This window comes from Streptomyces sp. NPDC003011, from assembly GCF_053591515.1.
In genome coordinates this window covers 29,378-51,550 of sequence record NZ_JBSFTY010000003.1, presented here as the reverse complement: position 1 = coordinate 51,550, position 22,173 = coordinate 29,378, and the positions used below count along the sequence as shown (strand labels likewise).

Genomic DNA, 22,173 nt, shown 5'->3' with positions numbered 1-22,173 from the left:
CGACCCCCACGCCACCGCACCGCACCGCACCGCACCCACGGTCAAAAGGTGATCCGCTGATCGATGCTGTTGAGACCTGGGCAGGGCAGCCCGCTCGACGGAGGCATCCCTTCACCGCTCAGTGCGGTGGCGTCGGCGGGTCGAGGGGTTCCCTGGCACACAGGCTGATGACGTCCTCACCTGACCGGACGAACTGGTCCGCCCCGGCCTCGGCCGTCGCGAATACATCCATCCGCTCAGACCGAACGCGACGCTCGTGATCCCGGCACAGGCCCACCCCACGGCAAGGAATCCGTGGGCGGTGAACAAGGGGGCGAGCGCGGCGGCTCCCACGGCCACGGCGAGGTTGGTGGCCAGGCTGTAGAAGGCGAGGATGGTCCCGCGGTGGTGCTGGGAGCATGCGCTCAGCAATGTGCTGAGCAGTGTGACGACCACGCTCTGCAGGACACCCCACAGGAAGAGGCAGACCGCCAGCGGCGCTGTCCAGTGGATGAGGAGCGGAACACCCACCAGGGCCGGGACCAGGCCCGCCAGCGAGGCGGCAAGCACGCGCTCCTTGCCCAGTTTGTCGGCCCACCTGCCCGTCACGAAACTCGTCGCGAACCCCAGCCCGTAGAGGAGGATCATGACGCCGGTCAGCGAACTCCCGGAACCGTACCGGTACTCCAGAGCGGTGCCGAGGAACGTGTACATCCCGTACCAGCCGAACATGACCAGGAAGGTCGCCAGCACATACACCGGCACCCTCGGTGCCACGAAGGCTTGGGCGGCCGACCGTGTCCAACCCGCCGACAGCTCAGGAGTCCGCTCCGAGACGGAGCGCCCCCGGGCGCCGCTCCGCCCCTCGCCGCGCACCAAGAACATCGCCCCCAGTACGAGGACACCGAGAAGCGACAGCAGAGCGAACACCCAACGCCAGCCCGCCCATTGCCCGACCAGAGACCCCATCGGCACGCCCAGCACGAGCGCGAGCGACCAGCTCGACACGAGGACACCCATGGCCTTGGCACGGTGCTCGTACGTGATCTGATCACCGACGAAGGCGTAGGCAGTGGGTACGAAGGCACCCGCCGCCAGGCCGGCCAACGCTCTCCCCGTGAAGAACACGCCCGTCCCGGTGGCGAACGCGCACAGAACGGTTCCCAGGATGAACACCGCCATCCCGATCTGCAGGCTGAGCCGGCGCGACACCCGGTCCCCGAGGGGCGCGAAAGCCAGCGCGCCGATCGCCGTGGCCCCGCCGTAGACGCTGACCGACAGCGCCATGACGCCCACCGAGGCGTCGAACGACTCGGCCATCCGCACGAGCAGCGGCGAAACGACCAGCTCCTCCGACCCGACCGCGAAGATCCCCGCCATCAGCGCAAGGACCGTCAGTACGGGGAACCCGGCCGAACTCTCCTCACTGCCCAGTTGGTCCGACATTCCGACCAGCCCTTCCTCGACGCAGGTGAATCAGCCGGCCGCAACCGCCGCAGACAGTGAGTGCCGCGCCCACCAGGACGACGGATGCGACCTTTCACCGGATCAGATCTACCCTCCCCAGCATCTCAACTGCCATTCTCCGCCCGCGACTTGCCGCCCGGTGAGGTGACCACAACCGTGATCCGCCGTCCTGATCCGCTGTGCCGCATGGTGACCGCTCGGCCGGTCAGGTCGCCAAGGACTTCGATCTCACCGGGACCGCAGTGCGTCTGCCGGTGAGCCAGTCCGACGTCGACGCGGATGTGCGCCTGGTTTCCCGCCGGCAACGGCGTGCGGGTCGCGAGGGAGCGTCCGGAGCTGCGGAACCGGCCACCGCCGCGGCTGATGTCCCATCCGGTCGCCGCGCGGCTGCGGGCCGTGCGCACGGCGGCGGGGAGCGCCCAGCCGAGTGCCGCACCAAAGCGGATGAAAGGGTCAGGCCCGGGCAGAAGAAGTGGATGGCTGACCTTTCGCAGTTGCTGCAGCAGGGCATGCGCCGTCGTCACCTGAACGCGCAGGCGCTTGCCGAGCGGACCGGTATCCGCACCCCCCGCATTCGCGTGTTCGCCCAGGACGGCGCCCACGGCCCCGTCCATCCCACCCAGGCGGAGCTGGCCGAACTCGCCGCCGCCCTGGCTCTGCCCCTGCCCGACGTCCTCGATGCCGCCCGCACTCCCCGGTAGCCCCGTCGGCCTGACGCCGCCCCGTCGCCGCGAGGGCCCGCTGCCTCTCGGTACGCGCGACAGGTGACTCCGGCGCGGGCGGGGCGCCGGCAGGGCGCCTCCCTGGCACCACGGCACCCCGGCGCTCCCGCCGCTCGTCATGGCGGCGGAGCGGGGGCCCGGGTCGTGATGGGCGCCGGGGCAGGCCGGCTCGTGATGCGCGCCGTGCGCGGGCCTTGAGTGGCCGGCCGTCACCTCAGACGGGAGTGGTGGACGTCACGGCTGGAGGCGTCGGACAGGGTGATGCGGGCCGTGATGCGCTTGCCGGTCGGCTCCCGCCGAACAGAGAGGTCCTCGGTCACCGCTTTGACGATCTCCAGGCCGTGCCGGCCGATCCTGCGGGGATCGGCGGACCAGGCGTGCGGAACGGTGGGATCGCGGTCCCATACGACGGCCTCCACCGCGGTGCCGACGGTCCGCAGTTCCATCTGCACAGGGCCGGGAGCGTACTTGTGGGCGTTGGTGACCAGTTCGCTCACGACGAGCTGGGTCAGATCCATCGCGCGCGCGGACACTTCCAGTCCGTGCTCGACCTGGACGCGAGTGAGAAATGCGGCCGCGTGGTGACGGGCCTGGGCGATACAGCCCTCCTCACCGTCCAGAGCGACCATGTCCGCTGTGTCCACTGAATCCGCCTTTGTTCCCCGTTCACGGACTGACCAGGTACCCGGTGTCATGCTTCGTATCCCGTCGGCGGAAGCATCAGCACACGCTCTCCGCATACCGGGCCCGAGTCCGCGCCAACGAATCCAGCCGGGGACACGGCGACAAACCCGCACGGAGCGCCCAGCCCCGTCGGCTGTCGATCGACTCACCACGTCGATGACATCCCTGTCGTGGCCCTGACCCGATGCGGCGAGACCGACCACAGCGTCCGCGGTCAGCTCCACCAGGCGCTGCCCACACCCGAAGGTGATGTGCCGCCACGGACAGCGATCGACCTCAGCGCCGTGACGTTCGTGGACTCCGTCGGCGTCAACACCGTCACGGCGGGCGTCGCGGGCCGGGCAGAGTCCCATCCAGACGCCGTTCAGCCGGCCGCACCGCAGCGCACCCACACCCGCACTCACACCCACACCCACACCCACACCGATGGCACCACCGGATCCCACGCGCACCCGTACGCAGATCTCCAGTCCGCCGCCACCGCTCGGCAGGCCTCCGGCAGGAGCCGTTTTCGGCCGGATGCCGTCTGTCGCGGATGGGTTACCCCCGGTAGCGTGTGCGGCCTTCACCGCCTTCTGGGGGGTCTCGTGAACGGTCTCCGTGCGGCCATCGTCTGCCTCGTGATCGCTTGTGCCGCGGTGGTGTCGCCGGCCGCGGCTGTGACATCGGGCTGGTCGGCGCTGCCGGTGCCGGCGGCGGCTCCGTCGGTGACCGTGTCCGACCTCGCCGCCCGCGGACCCCGCGAGGCGTGGGCGACCGGGCACGAGAGCACTGCCGATGGGCTACGGCCGATGTTGTACCGGTGGGACGGCACGGCGTGGAGCCGGGACACCACCTTCCCCGGCGCCGGGGAGTCGGGCTCGCTCGGCAAGGTGCAGTTCGTCGGCGAGGAGGTGTGGATCTTCCACCACCGCGGAGAGGCGGGAGAGATCCTGCGCTGGTCGGCGGGAGGGTGGAGTACCGTCCCGATGCCGCAGACCCTGTGGGTCTATCAGGACTTCGCCGCGGTACCAGGGGCCGCGTGGGTCGTCGGCCAGGACGACACCTCACTGAAGGTGTTGCACTACGACGGTTCCGGCTGGACCACACAGTCCACCCCGGACGGCGTGCACTTCGTGATGGGGATCACCGCGCGTACCGCCACCGACGCCTGGGCCTGGGCGGACACCAGCACCGGGGCCACAGTCCTGCGCTGGAACGGCACGGCGTGGCGGGACGCGAAGGTGTCGCTGCCGTCGAACAGCAACGTGCACACGATCATGCTCGAACCGTCCGGCCGGGTCACGATCGGCGGCAGCCAGTACACCGACGGCGGGGGCCGCACCTACCTGATGACCTGGAACGGGCACGCCTGGCGCACCGCCTACCCACCGCTGGGCGACACCTACACCGAGGGCATGGTGCGCGGCCCGGACGGCGCGTTGTGGCTGCCGGTGCGCAGCGACCGCGCGTTCCAGTCGAGGTACGCGCGAGTGGACGGCTCGCGCACCACCTTCTCCTACGGCCCGGAGCGCACGAACGCGATCGACGTCAAAGCGCGTGAACTGGCGAGGGCCGGGTTGTCGCTGATGTCCTTCGGGACCGTCGAGATCTACGGCACGAAACCGAACCTGATGAGCGAGCGGCTGGGAGGCTGACATGGCACGCAGACTTCTCGTCGCAGCGCTCGCTGTCGCCATGACCATCATGACCATCATGACCCCGGCCGCGGCGGACACACTGTCCTGGCACCATGTCGCGGTCCCGGCACAGGTACGCCCTCAGGCCGTGCTGAACGAGGCCGTGGCGTTCGGGCCGGACCGGGCATGGGCGGTGGGTGCCGACGCCGTCGGTCGCGAGGCGCCGGGCTTCCCGCTGCTGCTGCGCTGGGACGGAACCGCGTGGCAGCGCCAGAGTCTGCCCGGGGCCGGCTGGCAGGGGCAGCTGCTGTCCGTCGCCGCGACCTCGCCGACCGCGGCTTGGGCGGTGGGCCGCGACTCGGCGGGCGGCGCCCGCGTGCTCCGCTTCGACGGCATCACCTGGTCCGAGAGCAGGCCGCCGCGCGGTGTCGTGCTGGCGAAAGCCGTCGCAGGCGGCGGTGAGACCTGGCTGATCGGTTCGCGGGGCGGCGCACAGGCATTGCTGCGCTGGGACGGGCGCGGTTGGCAGGACGTCCCGGTGCCGCCGGGATCCGTGCACGGCCTGCACGTCCTGGCGGCCGACGACGTCTGGGCCGCGGGCTCCACCGATTCGACTGCGGCCGTGTCGCACTGGAACGGGCAGACATGGCAGCAGACGATCGTGGACGGGTATCCGCGATCGTCCGTGGGCAGTGTGCTGGCAGTCTCGCCGACGGAGGTGTGGGCGGGTGGCACGTCCGGGTTCGTCGGCGGCCCGGTGGGCAAGCCGATTCCGCCCCTGCTCGCCCGCTGGGACGGGCAGGCGTGGAGCCAGGTGGCCATGCCCGCCGTCTTCGGCTCGGTCACCTCACTGGCACCCACCGAGTCCGGCGCGCTGGCCTGGGTCGCGGTGGCCCGCTCGCTGAAGTGGGGCCCGCCGGGCAGTTATCCGCCGTGGGTCTCCGGGCCGGATCTCCTTGCCTGGAACGGGCAGTCGTTCACCGAGTACAGCGAACCGACGGTGGCCGGGGAGGGTGACTCCTCGATGCTGCGGCTGGCGCCGGTGCCGGGCACGGACACCGTATGGTCGGTCGGCCGCGCCGACGGCCCCGAGGGCACCTTCGCCCCACGCATCCTGCGATTCGGCTGAGAAGACGAACGGGGCTCTGTCCGAAGTGGACAGAGCCCCGTTTCGTGCGTGAAACCGCGGCCCCACAGCGCCTTGTGCAGCGCCTCGCGCAGCGCCGCGTCTCGACGGCCCGTCGGCGGTCGCGCGACCGTCGTGTCAGTAGCCGACGTGGAAGGTGGCGTCGGCCTTCTCCGTGGCGGTGGAGATCGGGTCGATGCGCAGGACGTAGTCAGTGTGCCGGATGTAGCGGGTCGGGAAGTTGTACGAGCGGAAGGACGACCAGGAGGTGTCGGCCAGGCCGGCGGTCTTGTAGAACGTGGCGTCCGCGGCGAACGTCGAGGTTCCGTCGTTCTCTTCCAGCCGCAGGTTGTAGCTGAAGTGCCGCAAGTAGCGGGTGGGGTAGTTCACCGACTGGAAGGACACACCCGCGCTGTCGGCCAGGCCGGGCACGAGCTTCCACTGCGAGTCGGGGTACGGGTCGAACGGGTAGGTGTCGATACGGCCGACGGAGTTGGCGTGGCGGACGTAGCGGGCCGGGTAGTTGTAGGACTTCAGCCGGTTCCAGGCGGGAGAGCCCCACTTCGCCACGAGGTTGTTGTACTCGGTCGTGGTGATCGTCTCGATGGCACAGTGCTTGGAGTTCAGCGGCTGGGTGTAGGCGCGCTGGTCCAGCGCGGTCCAGGTGCCGGCGGCCAGGTCGTTGCTCTGCCAGGCGTAGAAGACGCCGTTGGGAGTGTAGGTGTCGCCCCACAGGTACCAGGTGCTGGACGTCAGGGACTTCACCAGGGTCGGGGCCTCGGTGCCGCCGTGCGAGACCGGCGTGCTGAAGGGCGTGAAGCTGCCCGGGGCGAGGGTGGTGGACCGTGCGCCGACCAGGGTCTGGTCCTTCTTGTAGTAAAGGTAGTTGACGCCGTTCACGCCTACGGCGAGATTGCCGTCGATGATGTCGTAGCCGGGATCGAAGAAGACCTGCGCGGACGTCACCGTCTGGAAGTCGGTGGTGTAGTTCACCATGAGCACGTTGTGGCCGCTGGAGTTGACGGACGAGTAGATGATCCCGTACTGGCCGCGGCCGGCGTCCCAGAACGCCTCCGGTGCCCAGCTGTGGGTGACCATGTCGTGCAGTCTCAGTCGGCGGTAGCCCGTGAAGGTGCGCAGGTCCGCGGAGTCCCAGACGTGGATGTACTGGCTGTTGTAGCTCCAGTCGGTGCCTTTGAGGTCGGTGGCGAGTACGACGAAGGTGCCGTCCTGCTTGCGCATGATGAACGGGTCGCGCAGACCGCCCGCGCCCGCTGTCGGCGTGACGACGGGGTTGTTCTGGTTCAGCGGCATCCAGCGCAGGCCGTCGGTGCTGACAGCCAGGTGCAGGCCGTAGTCGGCCTCCAGCATGGTCGTGGACTCGGTGAAGTAGCCCATGACGTAGGCCGAGTCCGCGGCGTAGGCGGGCAGTGCGCCGACGGTCAGTGTTCCGGTCAGGGCCAGCGGTACGGTCGCGGACATGCCGAGGAACAGCCGGCGCGATGGGTGGGAGCCGGGGCCGGGTGTTGCGCTCATCTGCTCTCCAGGTGCGTGCGGGGGCGGGACAGTGGCCGCGCCGAGCGGGGAGGAACAGGGGGACAGACCTCGACGCACGCTCACTGATGACCGGTATTTCGAACGGAGTTCGGTGAACCGATCAGAAGGTAGAGGTGAGGCGAGTGCGCGTCAACGGTTCTGGCGTTCCTCACCCTGCCGGTTGCCGAACGCGGATGTCATCCGGTGCTCCGGCCTGCGGCAACGCGAGACAGGTGAGATCGGTGAAGTCAGCCCTCGGCGTTTTCTCCAGGACTGGAGGGTGTGCGAGAAGCGGCCCAGTCGGTCCCGGAGGGCGCCGTGCGGGACCTTACCGACGCGCCGGCGCCGTTACGGCCTGGTCGGCCATGATCTCGGCGGCAAGCAGCAGGAGAACGGGCCGGACGACATCGGCTCGGCCCGATCGAACTGTTGCTGTGACCCAAGTCCCGGCTCCCCCGCACGGATCCCCGGACGCGCCCAGGGCAGCCGTTGTGGCGCACGTCGGGCCGGTGCGACCATACAGGTCGCGAGCGAAGGGACACCGACGTGAAGCAGGACGACCAACGGCCGCCCGCCGCAGTGCTGTTCGACGCGCTGGGCCCCGACTACGAGAAGGCGTTCGCCCATGCCCGCGCGCACCGAGCCGCCTTGGAGTGGCTGATCGAGCGGCTGCCGCCCGCCGCGCGGACACTGGACGTGGGCAGTGGCACCGGCAGGCCCACCGCGGCGGCGCTCATCGAGGCGGGGCACTCGGTGCTGGGCGTCGACGTCTCCCCCGTCATGGTCGAACTCGCCGCCCGTCAGGTGCCCGAGGCCCGGTTCCACTGCGGCGACATCCGGGATCTCCCGCTTGAGGCGGACTCGTTCGACGCCGTGTGCGTGTTCTTCTCGCTGCTGCAGATGTCCCGGGCCGAGCAGTCGGCTCTGACGCGGCGCCTGGCACTGGCCCTGAGGCCCGGCGGCCATCTGGTGCTGGCCACCGTGCCCGTGGACGTGGAAGACGCCGACGTGGTCTTCATGGGCCTGCCGGTCCGCGCCACGAGCTTCACCGAGGAGGACGTCATCGGCATGGTGAGGGCGGCGGGACTGACAGTGCTGTCCCGGCACAGCACCGTCTTCACCCCGGACTACCCCGACGCCGGCCCCGAGCCCCACCTCTTCCTGTACTGCCGCCGCGACGAGACCGGCCGCTGACATTCAGGCGCTTTCTCCTGTTTTCCACTGCTGTCCACCAGAAGGTCACTGCCCTCGGCCTGATGGAGGATGCCGGTCTTCATATGGGTCCTTCCAAAGGTTGCACCACCGCCCTGAGAACGGCGCGATGTGATGAATGTGCGGGCGGAGGCTGACCGCAGCCGCGTATATCCGCCGGGCCCCTGGGCGCCCCCGGCAGCCGGCTCGGAGAGGCTGGCCGGCCGGTGGTGGTGGTGATGAGGGTGTCGCAGGAAAGAGTGTGTCGAGCACAAAACGGAGGCCGCCTCCGGGCGTACCGCACCCCCAAACCTGCCGAAGGGCCCCTGGACAGGCTCGCCGCGGCTGCTTCTCGCCGTCGAGCCCGGCGATCCGGCTGTCGCGGCGGAGTCGGTGTTCACCTTCGGCGCCCGCGACGCTGCCGACCGGTGGCGCCACCCCGCACGTTGCACCACGCCCGAACCCGCCTCTCCCCGCCGACACCTGCCACCACCCGACGTGAACACCGCACCGACGCCGGCCCGGCCCGGCGCGGCGGCACCAGCCGACGCGCGACGCCAGGGACCACGCCCCTGCCCCCGGCCGCACCGCCGTTCCGGCGCTCTCTCATTCCCGCAGGGACCTCCGCGTCTCCGCGTCGGCAGATACAGCAGCACGAGGCGCATGCCGACAGCATTGAGGGGTACGCCGTCGAACGTCAGCACCTACCTCCTCATTGGAGGCACCATGTCTTTGCGGTCGTGGATCCGTGAGCACCTGGCAAGCAAGGGAACTGAGTCATCCTCCATGAACGCGGCCACCGCAGAGGTTGCTTCAGGCAGGCCGCAGGACGCGGGCGGTAAGCCGGAGACCGACGCCGCGGACCAGCACAGCACGACAGGCACCACGCCCAACGAGACGTTCGTGGGCCGAGTCGCCGGTGACGACCCCGGTTCCCTGGAAACCGGCGCCGAAAAGCGCGCTGAATAGCGCGGCAGGACGGCGGTTCACCGACCTCGGACGACGGACCACCGAGCAGCTGTACAGGGCGCCTGCGCCCGGAATGAGCATCGAGCAGAACCGGCGCCGGCCGGCCAGGCTGCGCACCGAAGGGCTCATCGAGCGGGTGACGCCGCTCCAGGCCGAGTGACTGCCCGCCTGATGTCCCGCTGGCTACCGGATGCGGGTCCCGACGGCGTGGCCGCAGCTCCTCGGTGCGGGCCTACGCTGCTCACACGGATGAGATGAGCGGTCAGGCGGCGCCGAACTCGTGTGCGGGGCCGCCGCGCCACTCCACCCACTGCGGGTCGTCCAGGACGGCCTCGGGGTCGGTGATGCCGGCGCTTTCGAGGTACACGACCAGGTCATGGTCGCTGTAGGCGGTGCCGAGGATCTCGTCCCGGCCGTGGCTGTGCACGGTGACTCTCCGGCCGCCGGTGTCGGAGGACTGGTGCACGATGATCGGCGCGCTGGTCACGTCTCCCAGCGTGCCCCCGGCCGGGTCGTTCGGCGAGTCGGCGGGGCCCGTCGCCGCATGTCGTTGCGTGTGGGCCGAGCACCAGCAGCGCGTTCTGCGCGTCGGCGGGACGGGTCCGGGCACCCGTGCCACGCCGTGCCTCGAAGCAGGACGCAGGGGCCGTCCAGGACAGAGTGCGGCGCACCAGGGAACCTTCCGGCGTTCATGCTCCACTGGCCGGCCATCGACCGGGACGGCGTCACGGAACATGTGGAGGAGAGCGACGATCTCCTGAGCCAGGAACGCTTCCGGGATCTCGTCACCCGACTGGTCCGCGCCGACGAGGACCAGGCCGTCGCCGTGCGCCGCTGAGCTCCTGCCGGCCTCGGTCGGAGCCGACTCGCACGGATGGTTCGGAGCCGACTCGCACGGATGGCGAGGGTGCCGCCGGGGCCTTCAGGGCAGCCCCGGCGCCCCTGTCCCTCACACTCCCCAGGCCGCCCCGCGCTCCAGGCCACGGATGTCGATCCCGTGCTGTGGGCGCTCCCCCGGGCCGACGGGGACCGTCCCGGCACCGGCTCGTCGCCCGGAGTCCGAGGGCGGCAGGTGTTCTGGTGGGACCGGCAGGGGATGTGATTAAGGTTGGGGATGCTTGGGACGAAGGCACGTCCGCAGTGTGCTGCACGGCCGGCCTCGCATGCGCGAGACGTTTGAGCGTCACACGTGCGGACACGAGTGCGGAGCTGAGTAAGGGAGGCCGTTCCGTGCGCCAGGAGCCGTCGAGCCCGCCCCGGCCCGATACCGTCCGTCCTGTCCGGACGTCGTCTGTGCGCGAGCGTGACATCGAGCTGCGCAATCGCCGGCTGGCGCGCGCGGCTGTCGTGCCCGCGCAGCAGATACTGCTCGGACGCTACCGGCTGGCTTCCGAAGAAGCGGCTTTCGAGCTGCTGCGCCAGGCCTCCCAACGGTTCAATATCAAGCTGCACACGCTGGCGGACGCCGCGGCACGCATCCCCGGCCCCGACGCGGGCGCCAAGCTGTGGTTCCCTGGCCGGGCCCGCTACAGCCCGCCGCCACTGCCGGGCCTGGCCGTGGACGAAGCGAGCCGCACCAGCCAGGGGGCGGTTCTGACTGCCGCTATGCGGCGCATGCTGCACGTCACCGAGGCCGGCATGGGCAACGTACAGCTGGCCGAAGGCGGGATGCTCCGCCTGGAGAAGCACACCGGACTGGACCGGGAGTTCACCGACTTCTTCGCCTTCGTGCAGGATGAGACCACATCCTGTGCGCAGGCCGCCGCGCAGCGCCAGCAGGTCACCGTGAAGGACGTGGCGGTCGCCGACGTCTTCGACGAAGACTCCCGCCGCACGATCCTGCACGCAGGCAGCCGTGCCGCCCACAGCCTCCCGCTGACCAGCCGCGCCGGGACAGTGCTGGGGATGATCTCCTCACACCACGAAAGGCCCCTGACGGACTTCACCCGCGCCCAGCTCGCCGCCCTGGACACCATCGGGACTCAGGTGGGCCAGTGGCTGCTCTGGCACCGGCACACCGTGGTGCTGGACGCCCTCGAACACCTCCACGCCACCGCCACACACTGATTCAGTCACCCGCAGGCAGCGGGCGTGAGGCTCCTGCGGCCAGGTGTCCGAGCCCGGCTACCACCGAGGCTCGGGACAGCAGCGAGAGAGACAGCAGCACAGGGCCATGGGGGTGTCGGCTGCCGGCTGCCGGCACCCGGGTGCTGCGATGCGCCCCGCCGAGCCGGGTCCGCTTTCGGCCCTCGGGCTGAAGTTCAAGTTGGGGTTCTTCACGATCCCGGAGCGCCAGGCCGTTGCGCTGTGTTGGACTCGTACTTTGTGGGCAGACGCCCCGCGTAACGGTCACGGCTCAGGAAGCGGGCGGATCGCATGGATCAGGCTGCCCAAAAAGAGGAGCAGCTGCAGGACGAGGGGCTGATCAAGGTCTCCGAAGCCTATGAGGGCAGCTCCGGCGACATCGCCCAGGCGCGCGAGTTGGCCCGCACCTTTCTGGAGCGTGTGCGGGCCGGCCATGGTCTTCCGGTGTCCGGCCGGGTGAGGGACACGGTCCAGCTGGTGGTCAGCGAGTTGTTGACGAACACCTGCAAATACGCGCCCGGCCCCTGCCTCCTTGAGGTCGAGGTGACCGGCGGCCGGATCGAGATCACGGTCTGGGACAGTGACCCGACGTTGCCGGTGGCCAAAGCCGCTGACCCGGGCCGGGTGGGCCAGCACGGTCTGGAGATCGTGCTGGCCGTGTGCCAGAGCTTCGAGGTGCACCGGGAGCCCGTTGGCAAGCGCGTGACCGCTGCCGTCATGTTCGCGGACGACCTGGGCGGAGACCTCGCGGAATATGACCCATGAACATGATCGCGCCCGCCCCGACCTCTCCCCCGTCTCGACCTCCCCCCGCCTGACCTCGCTCGACCTCGCTGCCGTGCTGACTGCGGCCTGCTGTTACTGCGGCCTGCGGCGCCACCGCCCGCCCGGCGCGTTCACCAGGGCACAGGACCGACCACCACGACATCGGCCTGGGCTGCGTGGATCGATGCCTCGCAGGCGGCTGAACCGCCCCTGGGGAGCGCCTGACAAGGCGCTCCCCGCGCGAACAAGCACCTCACCCGCGGGACTTCATGGCTGCTTCGCCAGTTCCCCCAACCACGCATGCCCTGGGTGCACGCGCTCCAGCCATCCCCTCAACGCGTCTCTGCGTGCCCGGTCCAACAGCGGCAACACGCCCTCGAAATCCGCTTGATCCTTGGGCCGTACCGCTTTCGCTTTGAACAGCAGCACCAACTCCGGCATGAGGTAAGGGATTCCGTCCGGCGTTCGCTCGATGATCGCGTCGTACGGCAGCCTCAGACGCTCGTCCCGTCGGCAGATCCACGTGTCACCCTCGTGCGGCTCGCGGAAGACGTCGAACAGGAACTGGCCGCTTGCGGGGTCCCGGAGCCACGTCTGGTACGTGGCCGCCAGCACCTCGGTGCCCGCCTCCTCCCAGATCCGCCCCTGGCCCACGGCGTCCCACACGTATGCGGGGAAGCGGTCCCGGATCTGCGGGAATCCCGCCGCGGGCACAGCGATCTCCAGATCGCCGTGCGGCCGTGACCGGCCTCGGCGGAACAGGTCCAGCGCCCATCCCGCCGCGACGTACCAGGGCACGGCGACGCCAGCCAGCCGCTGCGCCACCTGCTCCGGCCGCCAGGCGCCCGACCAGCGGGGTTCCACAGTGCCCGCGTCGACCACCACACCACCGGACAGAAGGGAATACGTCATCGTCACAGGTTATCGATCCGCCGTACCCGGCCCGGCCGGGTACGGCACACAGAGCACCGGGCGTTCCCTCACCTTCCCTTCCGCCGGACTCGGCGCCGAGGTCGGGACGCCTACCTCAGGGGGCACCGCTCCAGCAGTGTCGCGGGATCCGCTCCGGCCGGACGCCGAACGGTGTGGCCGGCCGGCGGAAGGGCCTTCCCTGCCAGCCACCGTTCCAGGGCGGTGAAGGCCGAGCGGTGGCACGGGACCATCGGGCGCAGCTTGTCCGGGAAGGCGTCGACGAGCGAGTCCGTGTGCGTGCCGTCCTCGATGCGGTAGTAGCGCAGCAGCGGGCCGCGCCCGGCTTCGCGCACCATACGGGCGTAGACGTCGGAGTCCTGACTGATGGGCAGCAGCACGTCGAGAGTGCCCTGCAAGGTGATCAGTGGCTTGCCGATGTGTCCGGTGAGGGCGATGCGGTCGACAGCACGGTGGACCGAGGGCGGCCGGGTGGCGTGGTCGTAGTCGGCATCACAGCCCGGGGTGCCCGAGGCACAGAACGCTGTACCCGCCTCGGTCGTCCCGTCGAAGTCGGGGTCCAGTTCCTCGCGGTAGACGCGCTGGGTCAGGTCCCAGTAGACGGAGTGGTGGTACGGCCACAGGAACTCGGAGCCCGCAGGGTAGCCGGCCCGGTGCATGGCCTCCAGAGCGTCTTCGGCACCGGGGCCGCCCGCGGCGTACTCGGGATAGTGGCGCAGGGCGGGTGGCAGGAAGGTGAGCGGGTGGGGGCCGCCGGAGCGCCACAGGGTGCCTTCCCAGTCCACTCCGCCGTCGTAGAGCTCAGGGTGGTTCTCCAACTGCCAGCGCACCAGGTAGCCGCCGTTGGACATGCCTGTGGCGATGGTGCGGGCGGGGGGCCGGTGGTAGCGCTCCGCGACGACGGCGCGGGCGGCCCGCGTGAGCTGCGTCAGGCGCGTGTTCCACTCGGCGATGGCGTCTGCGGGTCTGCGGCCGTCGCGGTGGAAGGCGAGACCGGTGTTGCCCTTGTCGGTGGCGGCGAAGGCGTAGCCGCGCGCGAGCACCCAGTCGGAGATCGCACGGTCGTTGGCGTACTGCTCGCGGTTGCCCGGTGTTCCCGACACCACCAGGCCGCCGTTCCAGCGGTCGGGCAGCCGGATGACGAACTGCGCGTCGTGGTGCCAGCCGTGGTTGGTGTTGGTGGCCGACGAGTCGGGGAAGTAGCCGTCGATCTGGATCCCCCGGACACCGCTCGGTGTGGGCAGGTCCTTGGGGCTGAGTCCCGCGAAGTCCGCCGGATCGGTGTGGCCGGAGGCCACCGTTCCGGCGGTGGTCAGCTCGACCAGGCAGTCGGCCTGCTGGTGGACCGCGCCCGGTACGCGCGGCAGGGCGCGTCCGGCGCAGTGACCGCCCGCCGGCTTCCGCGCGCCGGTGGACGGCGCCGCCGCGGCCGACGCGGCGACGAGGGAACAGGCGGCCGCGAGTGACAGCGCGCCGAGGACCGAACGCCTCCGGGGCCGTCTGCGCGAGGGGGTGGTGGCCGTGCCGGGTGGGAACATCCGATGCCTCCAGGTCGTGGCGGACAGGCCGGAGATTAGGGGAACGCTCACCGCACCGGACATGTGTGGGCCCGCCATGATGGCGCCCCTGACAGGGGCGCCGGACACCATGGCGGACCGTTGTAGCCGCGCCGATGCGACGGCTACGAGGTGCGAGGGTGCGGGGTGTGAGGGTGCGGGGTGTGAGGGTGCGGGGTCCCGGGGTGCGGGGTGTGAGGGTGCGGGGTGTGAGGGTGCGGGGTCCCGGGGTGCGGTCAGGGGCAGCCGTTGTCGGCGAGGGTGTAGTAGCCGGTGGGCGACTCCTCGAGGGTGTGAGTGACGAAGGTTGTAGTTCGGCACGCCGGATGCCACGATCTGCCGGCCGCCTGCTCGCCGCCTGCCCGAGCCCGAGCCGCCGGCTCCGCGCCGTCGGGATGCCCACGGGCAACCTGGGGCGGCCGCACCGTCCACGACCAGGGCGTCGGCACGACCGCATGGGCTACGGCCGGGCCTCGGGCCTCCGACGGCAACCCGGAAGACACCACACGATGTCGAGCCGGCCCTCCGCGCGGGTGGTGCACGCAAGGGCCGGCTCGAACGCGTCCGGGCACCGCTCGCCTCCTCGGACGGACGCGGCTGCCCGGGGGCTCGCACTGCGGGTTCGAACTCGTCGGACGGACGCGGCTGCCCGTGGGGTCGCACTGCGGGTTCCCTCAGCAGGCGTCGGTGCCGCGTCCCACGGCGGCGGACCGTCAGACCTGTGCCCGCCGGAACACCCCCGCGCACGAACGCCGAGAAGTGCTCCGACCGGGCCGTCCATCAGAGCGACGATCAGCCGCCGCTCTTACGCCGGAACGTCCGCTGGCTCGCGGCCGGACCGTGCGCGCCTCGGATCTTCGACGCGTCCGCACGCGTGGCACCCTCCACCTGCTGGCTGCGCTTACGCGCCAGAGCCTCACGGAACTTGCGCTTGAGGTCGTTGTCGTCCTCCTCATCGGGCGTGAGGGGAGAGTTCTCGGGCTCGACCGGCTCCGGACCTTCGAGCGGTGAAGACTCGCCAGTCATGATGACCTCCTGGGCTCAGACAGTAAGAAAGCACAGCCTGTCACGCCAACACCCCTAATCCGAACCAGCACCATGATCGCCGGCAACGATGTGCAGTCGCCCCCCGCGCGGCATTCCCTTCCGCGCGCTCAGAACGGTGCAGCATCGCGCCGGCCCGGAACCGCACACCGGCTTCCGCTCCGCCGGTTCGGACGCCGAGCTCAGAGCCCGGCGACCTTCGCACTCGCCGACAACTCGTAGACCAGCGTGACCGTGCGCCTGCCACCGGGTGGAAGGGGGACGTTCCAGCGGACGACGCCTTCCGCGTCGACGACGTCGGGCGGCGGGGAACAGGCCTCCTCGCGGAGCCGTATCCCGACCGCCGCGATCTCGGAGACGGGGATCCGCTCCCGCAGGACGACCATCCGTCGGTCCTGTTCCCCGGGGGCGGAGAACCGGGACACGTGCAGGTGAACCGTGCGGGTGACCACGGTCCGCTGGGTGATTCCGGTGGTGTCGCGGGACTCCTCGGCACGCCGGACGACCCGGTAGTCGTCGCAGCTGCCGAAGGCGAGCTCGACGGGGGCACCGGGTACGGTGAAGTCCAGCGTGCCGCGGCCGCTGAAGCCGCTGCCGCGGACCAGGTCCACGGGACCGGCGAGCAGTGCGTGACCGGACGCGTTGTCGCACCGCACCACCTGCGTGACCAACGGGGACAGCTCGGGTGAACAGGCGTACTCGCTGCTCACGGCCGTACGGAAAACGGAGAGCGGCACCCGGTGAGCGCGGCCGTCCGCCGGCACGGAGACGGGCGCGGACGCGTGCAGCACGCGCGCCTCGCCGCCGTCGTCCACGCCCGGGAGGCCGAGGACCGGGGCCGGGCCGAGCTCCGCGATCTCCTGCTCGCGCACCTCGACGTCGACGCTGCGCCGCTCGGCCGCTGAGCGCTCCGTGAGCGTCAGCCGGTCCTCCCCCAGCCTCGGTGGCTCGGTGGCCATCGCCGACCTGGCCGTCGAGAACGTCAGTCGTACGTCCGACCAGTCCTCGCCGGTGCGCTGCCAGACCATCGCGTCGGTCTCCAGTGTCAGCGAGTCGCCGTCGAGCACGGCCCGGTAGGCGGGCCGCCACAGCGCGCACGGGGTGAGGTGAGTGAGGCGCAGCCCGGCCTGCCCGGCGGTTTCGGCCCGCACGGTCAGCTCGATGTGGCCGACCAGCTCGGCGGGTTCCTCCTCCGAGAGGTCCATGGCTTGCTGAGCGTCGCTGAGTTCGACGGCGAGGGCGGCCAGCCGGGCCTCGACGGTGCGCAGTCGCTCGCCGTAGGAGTCGCGCTGGTCGCCCACGCGGTCCAGTTCGCGCGCCCAGCGGGGGCCGTCCGTCTCGCCGAAGCCGGCGCCTTCGCCGATCTCGCGCAGCAGATCGGCGGCGAGACGGCTCAGCAGGTCGAGGCGGGCCCGCAGACGGTCGCGCCGCTGCTCCAGGGCGAACCGCTCCTCTTCGAGTGCGTGCACGCGCAGGCGCAGGGCGGAGTCGTCGGTGGACGGCAGCGGCCCGCGCGGCGTCCAGCCGCGGACGATCCGCGCGTCGAGCACGGTCGCGGGGTGATCGGCGGCCAGCTCGGCGTGGAGGGTCCGGTCGACGGCCAGCCCACTGACCGGCCCGAGCCGCAGGCGCTGGACTCCGGCTTCCAGGTCCAGCACGGTGGCACGCTCGATGTGAGCGCGGTCCTCCAGGCAGGTGACGGCGGTGACGGGGAGAGGTATCGGCTTCAGGGCCGTGGACATGGTGTGTCAGCTCCTGCGGTTGCCGCCGACGAGGGCCTTGCCGGCCGGGATGCGGATCTCGTAGCCCCCGTGGAGGGCGGCGGTGCCGCCGGCGGACAGGCTCACCCGCCAGACGCGGGTGCCCGGGGCATGGTGATCGTGTTCCGCGTCCTCCCCGGGTGCTGTCCAGTCGGCCCGTTCCTCGATCCTGACGTCCGGATCGGAGGTGACCGGAATCCGCTCGCGGATCTCGACGGTGACGGGCTTCGCGAGCCGGTTGGCCACATCCACGTGGACTTGGTGGTCGAGCACGGTGATGTGGTTGCGCAGGCCGGAGGTCGACTCGGTCAGGTTCGTGCGGCGGGTGACCTGGATGCCCTCGGCGGGCCCGAGGCCCATCCGCCGGACGCCTCCGGGGGCGAGGGTGGGCAGTGCGGCGGTCAGCAGGTGGTCGTCATCGACGGTGACCTCCACCGGGCCGGCCAGCAGCGCCTGGTCGGTGGCGTTGGACAGCAGCAGTGTGGCGTACACGGTCTGCTCCACGGACGGCACACAGAGGTACTCGGTGTGCAGCTCCACCGGGATCTCGGTCACGGTGACGGTGTGCCAGGTACCGTCCGAGGGGATGTCGGCGCGGGCGACGGCATCGAAGCGGTGGTCGAAGGAGCCTGCCGACTCGCGGGGCCGCACGGCGTGCGGGGGCAGGGGCAGTTGGGCCACTGATGCGGCGCGGCGGCGGTGTTCGGCCGCCACCGGGTCGAAGGGTGCCTCCGGGAACAGCCTGCCCCGGCGACCGCCCTGCTCGTCGGGGCCGCTCAAAACGAGAGCGGCGTAGTCGAGTTCGGCGCCGCTCGGCTGTGGTGGGCCGGTCACCGGTGCCGGATGTGGAAACGGTGAAGGCGGTGGAGGCGGTGGAGGCGCACCGGCCGCCGCTGGGGCGGCCACCGGACCGGCCTTCGGTGCCGCAGACGGTGGCGGCACGGCCGCGCCCGGAGCGGCGGGAGCCATGACGGCGGGCGCCGGGAAGGAGCCGCCGCCGGCACGCGGCATACTGCCGGTTCGCGACGGGACCGGCTGGGTGAGGCCGGGCATCGGGCCGTCGAAGGCCTGGGGGGCCTGGGGGGGCTGGAGGGTCTGCTGGGTCCGGGGGGCCTCGGGGAAAGCGCTGCCTGCGACGCCGGAGCCCTCGGCCGCGGCAGGCGGCCCGCCGTAGCTCTGCGGTGTCGGCGGCGGCACGAGGGGACCGGACGGCAGCCCGGCCACGGCGCTTCCGAGAACGGCCGTACCCGCGACGGCCGAGGCGGGGCCTGCCGCGTCGTACCCGGCGAACAGGTCGGCGAGCCCGGCCGGGGGCTCACGCCAGCCGGAGGGCGCGGGGGCGGCCTGACGGCGCCCGATCCGCAGCGAGCGGAGTTTCGGCAGGTCGGTACGGCGCCGCAGATCGGCGGTGGCCAGGGCGATGCGCACACCGGTCCAGTCCTCTCCGGTGCGCTGCGCGACCGAGGCGCGCAGCACCAGGCGGCCGCTGCGTTCGCCCTGCCGGTGGGTGAGACGGTAGGCCGGCACCCAGACGGCGCCCGGCACCATGTACTCGAGCTCCAACTCCGCCTCACCGGTGCCGTCGAGGGTCAGCACCGCGTTGACCGTCGTGCGTACGTGCGCTGAGGGCGCGTCGGTGGAGGCGCGGAGCACCTTGTCCGCCGCGACGGCCAGGTCGTGCTCGACGAGGCGCAGCTCCTCCTCCAGCCCGACCAGACGGGCGTGCAGTGCCGTCAGTCGTTCGTCGACGAAATCAGCGAGTCCGAGCCACGCGTCGACCGGGGTGACGCGGTGCGGATCCTCACGCCTGCGGGTCGGCGGCACCGGGTGCAGCGCCGTGACCTCCCTGATCAGGTTCAGCTGCCGGTCCCGGCGCCCTCGCGCCGCCGCGTGCTGGTCCCGCAGCCGCTCGGCCTCGCGCCGCAATGCGTCGGCCGTGCCGGTGTCGAGCGGCTCGGCGTCGGTCTCCACCCGCACCTCGGTGCTCCGCACGCCGGACGCGCCGATGACGCGGACCCGCAGCGAGCCCGGGTCCATCGCGCGGGGCAGTCCTGTCACCCGTACCCGGCCGTTCGGCGGCACGGTGCCCCGGGCCATGCGGCTGCAGAGCGCACCCTGCGCGTACACCACGACCGCGTCGAGGGTCGATGCCCAACGTGGCGTTGTCCCGGCCTTCATCTGATCCGTCCCCCGTGTCCGTGCGAAGTGAAGCCTACGCCGGGGCCGTTCGGCACAGCACACGACGTCACGTGGGACATCATGACCGACTCCCGCGCCTTCGCGCCGCTGGCAGCGGAGTGCGGGGGTCAGGTGGGGGCGCCCGGGACGGGACTGCCGTCGAGCAGGGACAGTTCGACGCCGTGCCGTGGTCGTTCGTCGCTCGGACTCCTGGCAGGGCGGCTCCCCCGCTCGCCCTGAGCCGGGGCGGGGATGTTTCTTCACCGTGGACCCTCGCGCGGTCCACTCCTCGGTGAAGGTCGGCTGGTCACGGGTGACGCCGTCCGAGCCATCCTCCAGGGCTGTTGTTCGGCAGTCGCGCCCTCCTGTCCGAGCCACCCGGCAGTCCGCTGCTCCTCGCTGTTCTTCCGAGGAAAGGGTCGTTGGCGCTGCCGCCATGCGCGGGGTTTGAGCACCCACGAGCCCGTCAGCCGTCGGTGCGGCCAGGTAGGTTGCCGGACGTGGATGACGGAATCGAGTGGATACATGAAGCCCTCCATGGGTGGGGCTTCCATCTGGTCGCACTCAGGGACGCCGAGGTCGAGGACCTGGCGACGATGCTGGGCGCTGAGCCCGGAACTGTCATGGACGCGTCCGCCTTCAACGCCATAGTGGCAGCGGCAGGCAGCACCGTGAGGCTGCCGGACCTCGCTCGCCTGGGCACCTGTGAGCGGTGGGCCTTCGCGTTCGAGACCGGCGAGGGCGTCTTCCGGCGCGACCGGGACCATCTGCGCCACCTGTGGGAGGGCCGGACCTACGCGCACGTCACCGACACCATCGTGGATCCACCGACGGTCGTCGCCTTCGTGGACGGCGCGTGGGACTGGCAGTACCGCGAGGGCGAGGTCCACGACCAGGTCCGAGCCGATCACCCGCTCACCGTGCGCATGACCACCGAGATCGCGCTCGGCAGCGCCGTTCCCGACCCGGACTTCCCGGACGACCCCGACGAGTGAGGGCTGCACGTCCCGGACATGGCCGCTGTGTACCGACTGTTCGGGGAGCACTTCGGGCTGGCCCTCCCGCGCGAGGTCATCGGTGAGCCGTACTCCGAGAACAGCGGGTTGCAGGGGGTGTTCACCGCACCACGCACCCTGCCGGACGGCCGGCCGAACCCCAAGTACGACCGCATCCGCCACGGGACCCGTCCGCACGAACGGCCCGGTCACGGACCGTAGCAGGGGCCGGTGGGCTGTCACGCCGATCGACGAGACGGCCCGCGTCCGGACTCGGCCCGGGCTGCTGGCCGTTCGGCCGCACGGACAGAGGACATCCGCCCTGCCCGGACCGGGCTCGGGCGAGACGGCCGCGAGATCGCCGGCGGCCCCTGGATCGGCGGTGGCGGTCCGGGTCGCGATCGCCGGCCGGGCCGGCCGGCCGATGCCCGCGTGCTCCGGAAGATGGCCTAGTCAGCCGGTGAACCCTGACCCGGCTGCCCCGCTGCGCGCGATGGGTCGGCCAGGACTGCGTCGGGGTGGTCGGCGCAGTAGTCCCGTACCACCGATGCGAAGCCCGGGTCGGGGTCCAGCCCGAGCGCGGCGGCGCGCGTGTTGTCGAAGGCGGAGGGCCACGAGCCCACGATGGCCTCGACGGCAGGGTCGGGTCTGATCGTCACCAGGTCGGCGACGGCGTCACCGGCCACCTGCCGGAGCGTGGCCAGCATCTCGGCGACCGAGATGGTGAGCGCCGGAAGGTTGACCGGCAGTCCGCCGACGAGCTGGCCCCTCCTCACCCCGCGCTCCGCTTCGGCGATGCGGAGGATCGCCTCGACGGTGCGTCGCGGCGAGGCCAGAGCCACCCGCAGACCGGGACGTACGGGACAGATGGCCGGGAGGCCCGCGAGGGGCTCGCGGATGATGCCGGACAGGAAGCCGGAGGCGGCCGCGTTGGGCTTGCCGGGCCGCACCGACACGGTCATCAGGCGGGCGACCCGTCCGTCGACGAAACCGCGCCGGGTGCAGTCCGCGATCAATTGCTCGCAGACTAGTTTCTGGGTCCCGTAGCTGGATCGCGGTGTGGGCAGGGTCGACTCGCTGACCGCGGGCGGGAGGGGGAGCGCCGGGTCGGAGCCGTAGACCGCGACGCTGCTGGGGAAGAGCAGGCGCGGCGTCGGCCCGCCGGCGGCCGACTGTGCGCGGGCGGCTTCGAGGAGTGCGCGGGTGGTGTCCACGTTGGCGCGCATGCCGAGGTCGAAGTCGGCCTCGCACTCGGCCGAGACGGCTGCGGCGAGATGGATCACCACGTCCACCGGCTCTGCGAACGCTTCGTCGAGATGGCCGGTCAGATCGCCCCGCACGATCACCACGAGCGGGTCGGACGCCGATCGCGTCCCGACCGGCACGACCCGGTCGGCGAGCACCAGCCGATCGATCGGCGCGCCTAGAAACGTCCGCCTCTTGAGCAGTGCGCTGGTGACCTGTCGGCCCAGGAAGCCGAAGCCACCGGTGATGACGATCCTCATGCGGCGTCCCTCCGTAGTCGGATCGGAGTGCATCATGCCCACGGACGGCTCCGGGAACCGGC

At 71.2% G+C, this 22,173-nt stretch carries 20 protein-coding genes; 10 read left to right on the top strand and 10 right to left on the bottom strand.

What is annotated here, in order from left to right; all coding sequences use genetic code 11:
- Nucleotides 1-111 precede the first annotated feature (111 nt).
- Nucleotides 112-1,425, bottom strand: coding sequence for an MFS transporter (locus tag ACWD0J_RS02685; protein WP_451493895.1), 1,314 nt, complete (start codon nucleotides 1,423-1,425; stop codon nucleotides 112-114).
- A 497-nt stretch (nucleotides 1,426-1,922) separates the two neighbouring features.
- Here ACWD0J_RS02685 and ACWD0J_RS02680 point away from each other — a divergent pair, with 497 nt between their 5' ends.
- Nucleotides 1,923-2,147 (top strand): XRE family transcriptional regulator, encoded by a 225-nt coding sequence (locus ACWD0J_RS02680; protein ID WP_451493894.1) that lies wholly within the window; start codon nucleotides 1,923-1,925, stop codon nucleotides 2,145-2,147.
- 230 nt (nucleotides 2,148-2,377) lie between these two features.
- Here the strand turns inward: ACWD0J_RS02680 and ACWD0J_RS02675 are convergent, their stop codons facing one another.
- Nucleotides 2,378-2,797, bottom strand: coding sequence for an ATP-binding protein (locus ACWD0J_RS02675; protein ID WP_451493968.1), 420 nt, complete (start codon nucleotides 2,795-2,797; stop codon nucleotides 2,378-2,380).
- Between the two features lie 642 nt (nucleotides 2,798-3,439).
- Here ACWD0J_RS02675 and ACWD0J_RS02670 point away from each other — a divergent pair.
- Nucleotides 3,440-4,489, top strand: coding sequence for a hypothetical protein (locus tag ACWD0J_RS02670; RefSeq protein WP_451493893.1), 1,050 nt, complete (start codon nucleotides 3,440-3,442; stop codon nucleotides 4,487-4,489).
- Between the two features lies 1 nt (nucleotide 4,490).
- The gene (locus ACWD0J_RS02665) at nucleotides 4,491-5,600 is read left to right on the top strand and encodes a hypothetical protein (protein WP_451493892.1); all 1,110 of its coding nucleotides are present in this window, start codon (nucleotides 4,491-4,493) and stop codon (nucleotides 5,598-5,600) included.
- Nucleotides 5,601-5,735: 135 nt separating this feature from the next.
- Here ACWD0J_RS02665 and ACWD0J_RS02660 read toward each other — a convergent pair whose 3' ends face one another.
- A complete protein-coding gene (locus tag ACWD0J_RS02660) occupies nucleotides 5,736-7,133 on the bottom strand; it encodes a glycoside hydrolase family 43 protein (RefSeq protein ID WP_451493891.1) in 1,398 nt (465 codons plus the stop codon).
- A gap of 546 nt (nucleotides 7,134-7,679) precedes the next feature.
- Here ACWD0J_RS02660 and ACWD0J_RS02655 point away from each other — a divergent pair.
- The gene (locus ACWD0J_RS02655) at nucleotides 7,680-8,327 is read left to right on the top strand and encodes a class I SAM-dependent methyltransferase (protein WP_451493890.1); all 648 of its coding nucleotides are present in this window, start codon (nucleotides 7,680-7,682) and stop codon (nucleotides 8,325-8,327) included.
- A gap of 783 nt (nucleotides 8,328-9,110) precedes the next feature.
- On the top strand, nucleotides 9,111-9,293 hold the full coding sequence (locus ACWD0J_RS02650) for a hypothetical protein (protein WP_451493889.1): 183 nt from the start codon (nucleotides 9,111-9,113) through the stop codon (nucleotides 9,291-9,293).
- A gap of 262 nt (nucleotides 9,294-9,555) precedes the next feature.
- On the opposite strand, the gene ACWD0J_RS02645 is transcribed toward ACWD0J_RS02650, so the two are convergent.
- Nucleotides 9,556-9,780 (bottom strand): hypothetical protein, encoded by a 225-nt coding sequence (locus ACWD0J_RS02645; RefSeq protein WP_451493888.1) that lies wholly within the window; start codon nucleotides 9,778-9,780, stop codon nucleotides 9,556-9,558.
- A 204-nt stretch (nucleotides 9,781-9,984) separates the two neighbouring features.
- Here ACWD0J_RS02645 and ACWD0J_RS02640 point away from each other — a divergent pair, with 204 nt between their 5' ends.
- From ACWD0J_RS02640 to ACWD0J_RS02630, 3 genes are all read left to right on the top strand, one after another.
- Nucleotides 9,985-10,131 (top strand): hypothetical protein, encoded by a 147-nt coding sequence (locus tag ACWD0J_RS02640; RefSeq protein ID WP_451493887.1) that lies wholly within the window; start codon nucleotides 9,985-9,987, stop codon nucleotides 10,129-10,131.
- Nucleotides 10,132-10,586: 455 nt separating this feature from the next.
- Nucleotides 10,587-11,360, top strand: a complete 774-nt coding sequence (locus ACWD0J_RS02635; RefSeq protein WP_451493886.1) for an ANTAR domain-containing protein — start codon at nucleotides 10,587-10,589, stop codon at nucleotides 11,358-11,360.
- Nucleotides 11,361-11,669: 309 nt separating this feature from the next.
- A complete protein-coding gene (locus ACWD0J_RS02630; protein ID WP_451493885.1) occupies nucleotides 11,670-12,143 on the top strand; it encodes an ATP-binding protein in 474 nt (157 codons plus the stop codon).
- Nucleotides 12,144-12,410: 267 nt separating this feature from the next.
- Here ACWD0J_RS02630 and ACWD0J_RS02625 read toward each other — a convergent pair whose 3' ends face one another.
- From ACWD0J_RS02625 to ACWD0J_RS02605, 5 genes are all read right to left on the bottom strand, one after another.
- On the bottom strand, nucleotides 12,411-13,055 hold the full coding sequence (locus ACWD0J_RS02625) for a hypothetical protein (protein WP_451493884.1): 645 nt from the start codon (nucleotides 13,053-13,055) through the stop codon (nucleotides 12,411-12,413).
- 110 nt (nucleotides 13,056-13,165) lie between these two features.
- Complete coding sequence (locus ACWD0J_RS02620) at nucleotides 13,166-14,611, bottom strand: 3-hydroxybutyrate oligomer hydrolase family protein (protein ID WP_451493883.1); 1,446 nt, start codon at nucleotides 14,609-14,611, stop codon at nucleotides 13,166-13,168.
- An 810-nt stretch (nucleotides 14,612-15,421) separates the two neighbouring features.
- Nucleotides 15,422-15,655 (bottom strand): DUF5302 domain-containing protein, encoded by a 234-nt coding sequence (locus ACWD0J_RS02615; protein WP_451493882.1) that lies wholly within the window; start codon nucleotides 15,653-15,655, stop codon nucleotides 15,422-15,424.
- Nucleotides 15,656-15,855: 200 nt separating this feature from the next.
- Nucleotides 15,856-17,415: a DUF4139 domain-containing protein gene (locus ACWD0J_RS02610; protein ID WP_451493881.1), complete on the bottom strand. Its 1,560-nt coding sequence runs from the start codon at nucleotides 17,413-17,415 to the stop codon at nucleotides 15,856-15,858.
- A 6-nt stretch (nucleotides 17,416-17,421) separates the two neighbouring features.
- On the bottom strand, nucleotides 17,422-19,611 hold the full coding sequence (locus tag ACWD0J_RS02605) for a DUF4139 domain-containing protein (protein ID WP_451493880.1): 2,190 nt from the start codon (nucleotides 19,609-19,611) through the stop codon (nucleotides 17,422-17,424).
- 500 nt (nucleotides 19,612-20,111) lie between these two features.
- Between ACWD0J_RS02605 and ACWD0J_RS02600 the strand changes: the two genes are divergently transcribed.
- Entirely contained in the window at nucleotides 20,112-20,606 is a 495-nt protein-coding gene (locus ACWD0J_RS02600; RefSeq protein WP_451493879.1) for a hypothetical protein, read from the top strand.
- An 18-nt stretch (nucleotides 20,607-20,624) separates the two neighbouring features.
- On the top strand, nucleotides 20,625-20,828 hold the full coding sequence (locus tag ACWD0J_RS02595; protein ID WP_451493878.1) for a hypothetical protein: 204 nt from the start codon (nucleotides 20,625-20,627) through the stop codon (nucleotides 20,826-20,828).
- A 227-nt stretch (nucleotides 20,829-21,055) separates the two neighbouring features.
- Here the strand turns inward: ACWD0J_RS02595 and denD are convergent, their stop codons facing one another.
- Nucleotides 21,056-22,111 (bottom strand): D-erythronate dehydrogenase, encoded by a 1,056-nt coding sequence (gene denD, locus ACWD0J_RS02590; protein ID WP_451493877.1) that lies wholly within the window; start codon nucleotides 22,109-22,111, stop codon nucleotides 21,056-21,058.
- Between the last annotated feature and the right edge of the window lie 62 nt (nucleotides 22,112-22,173).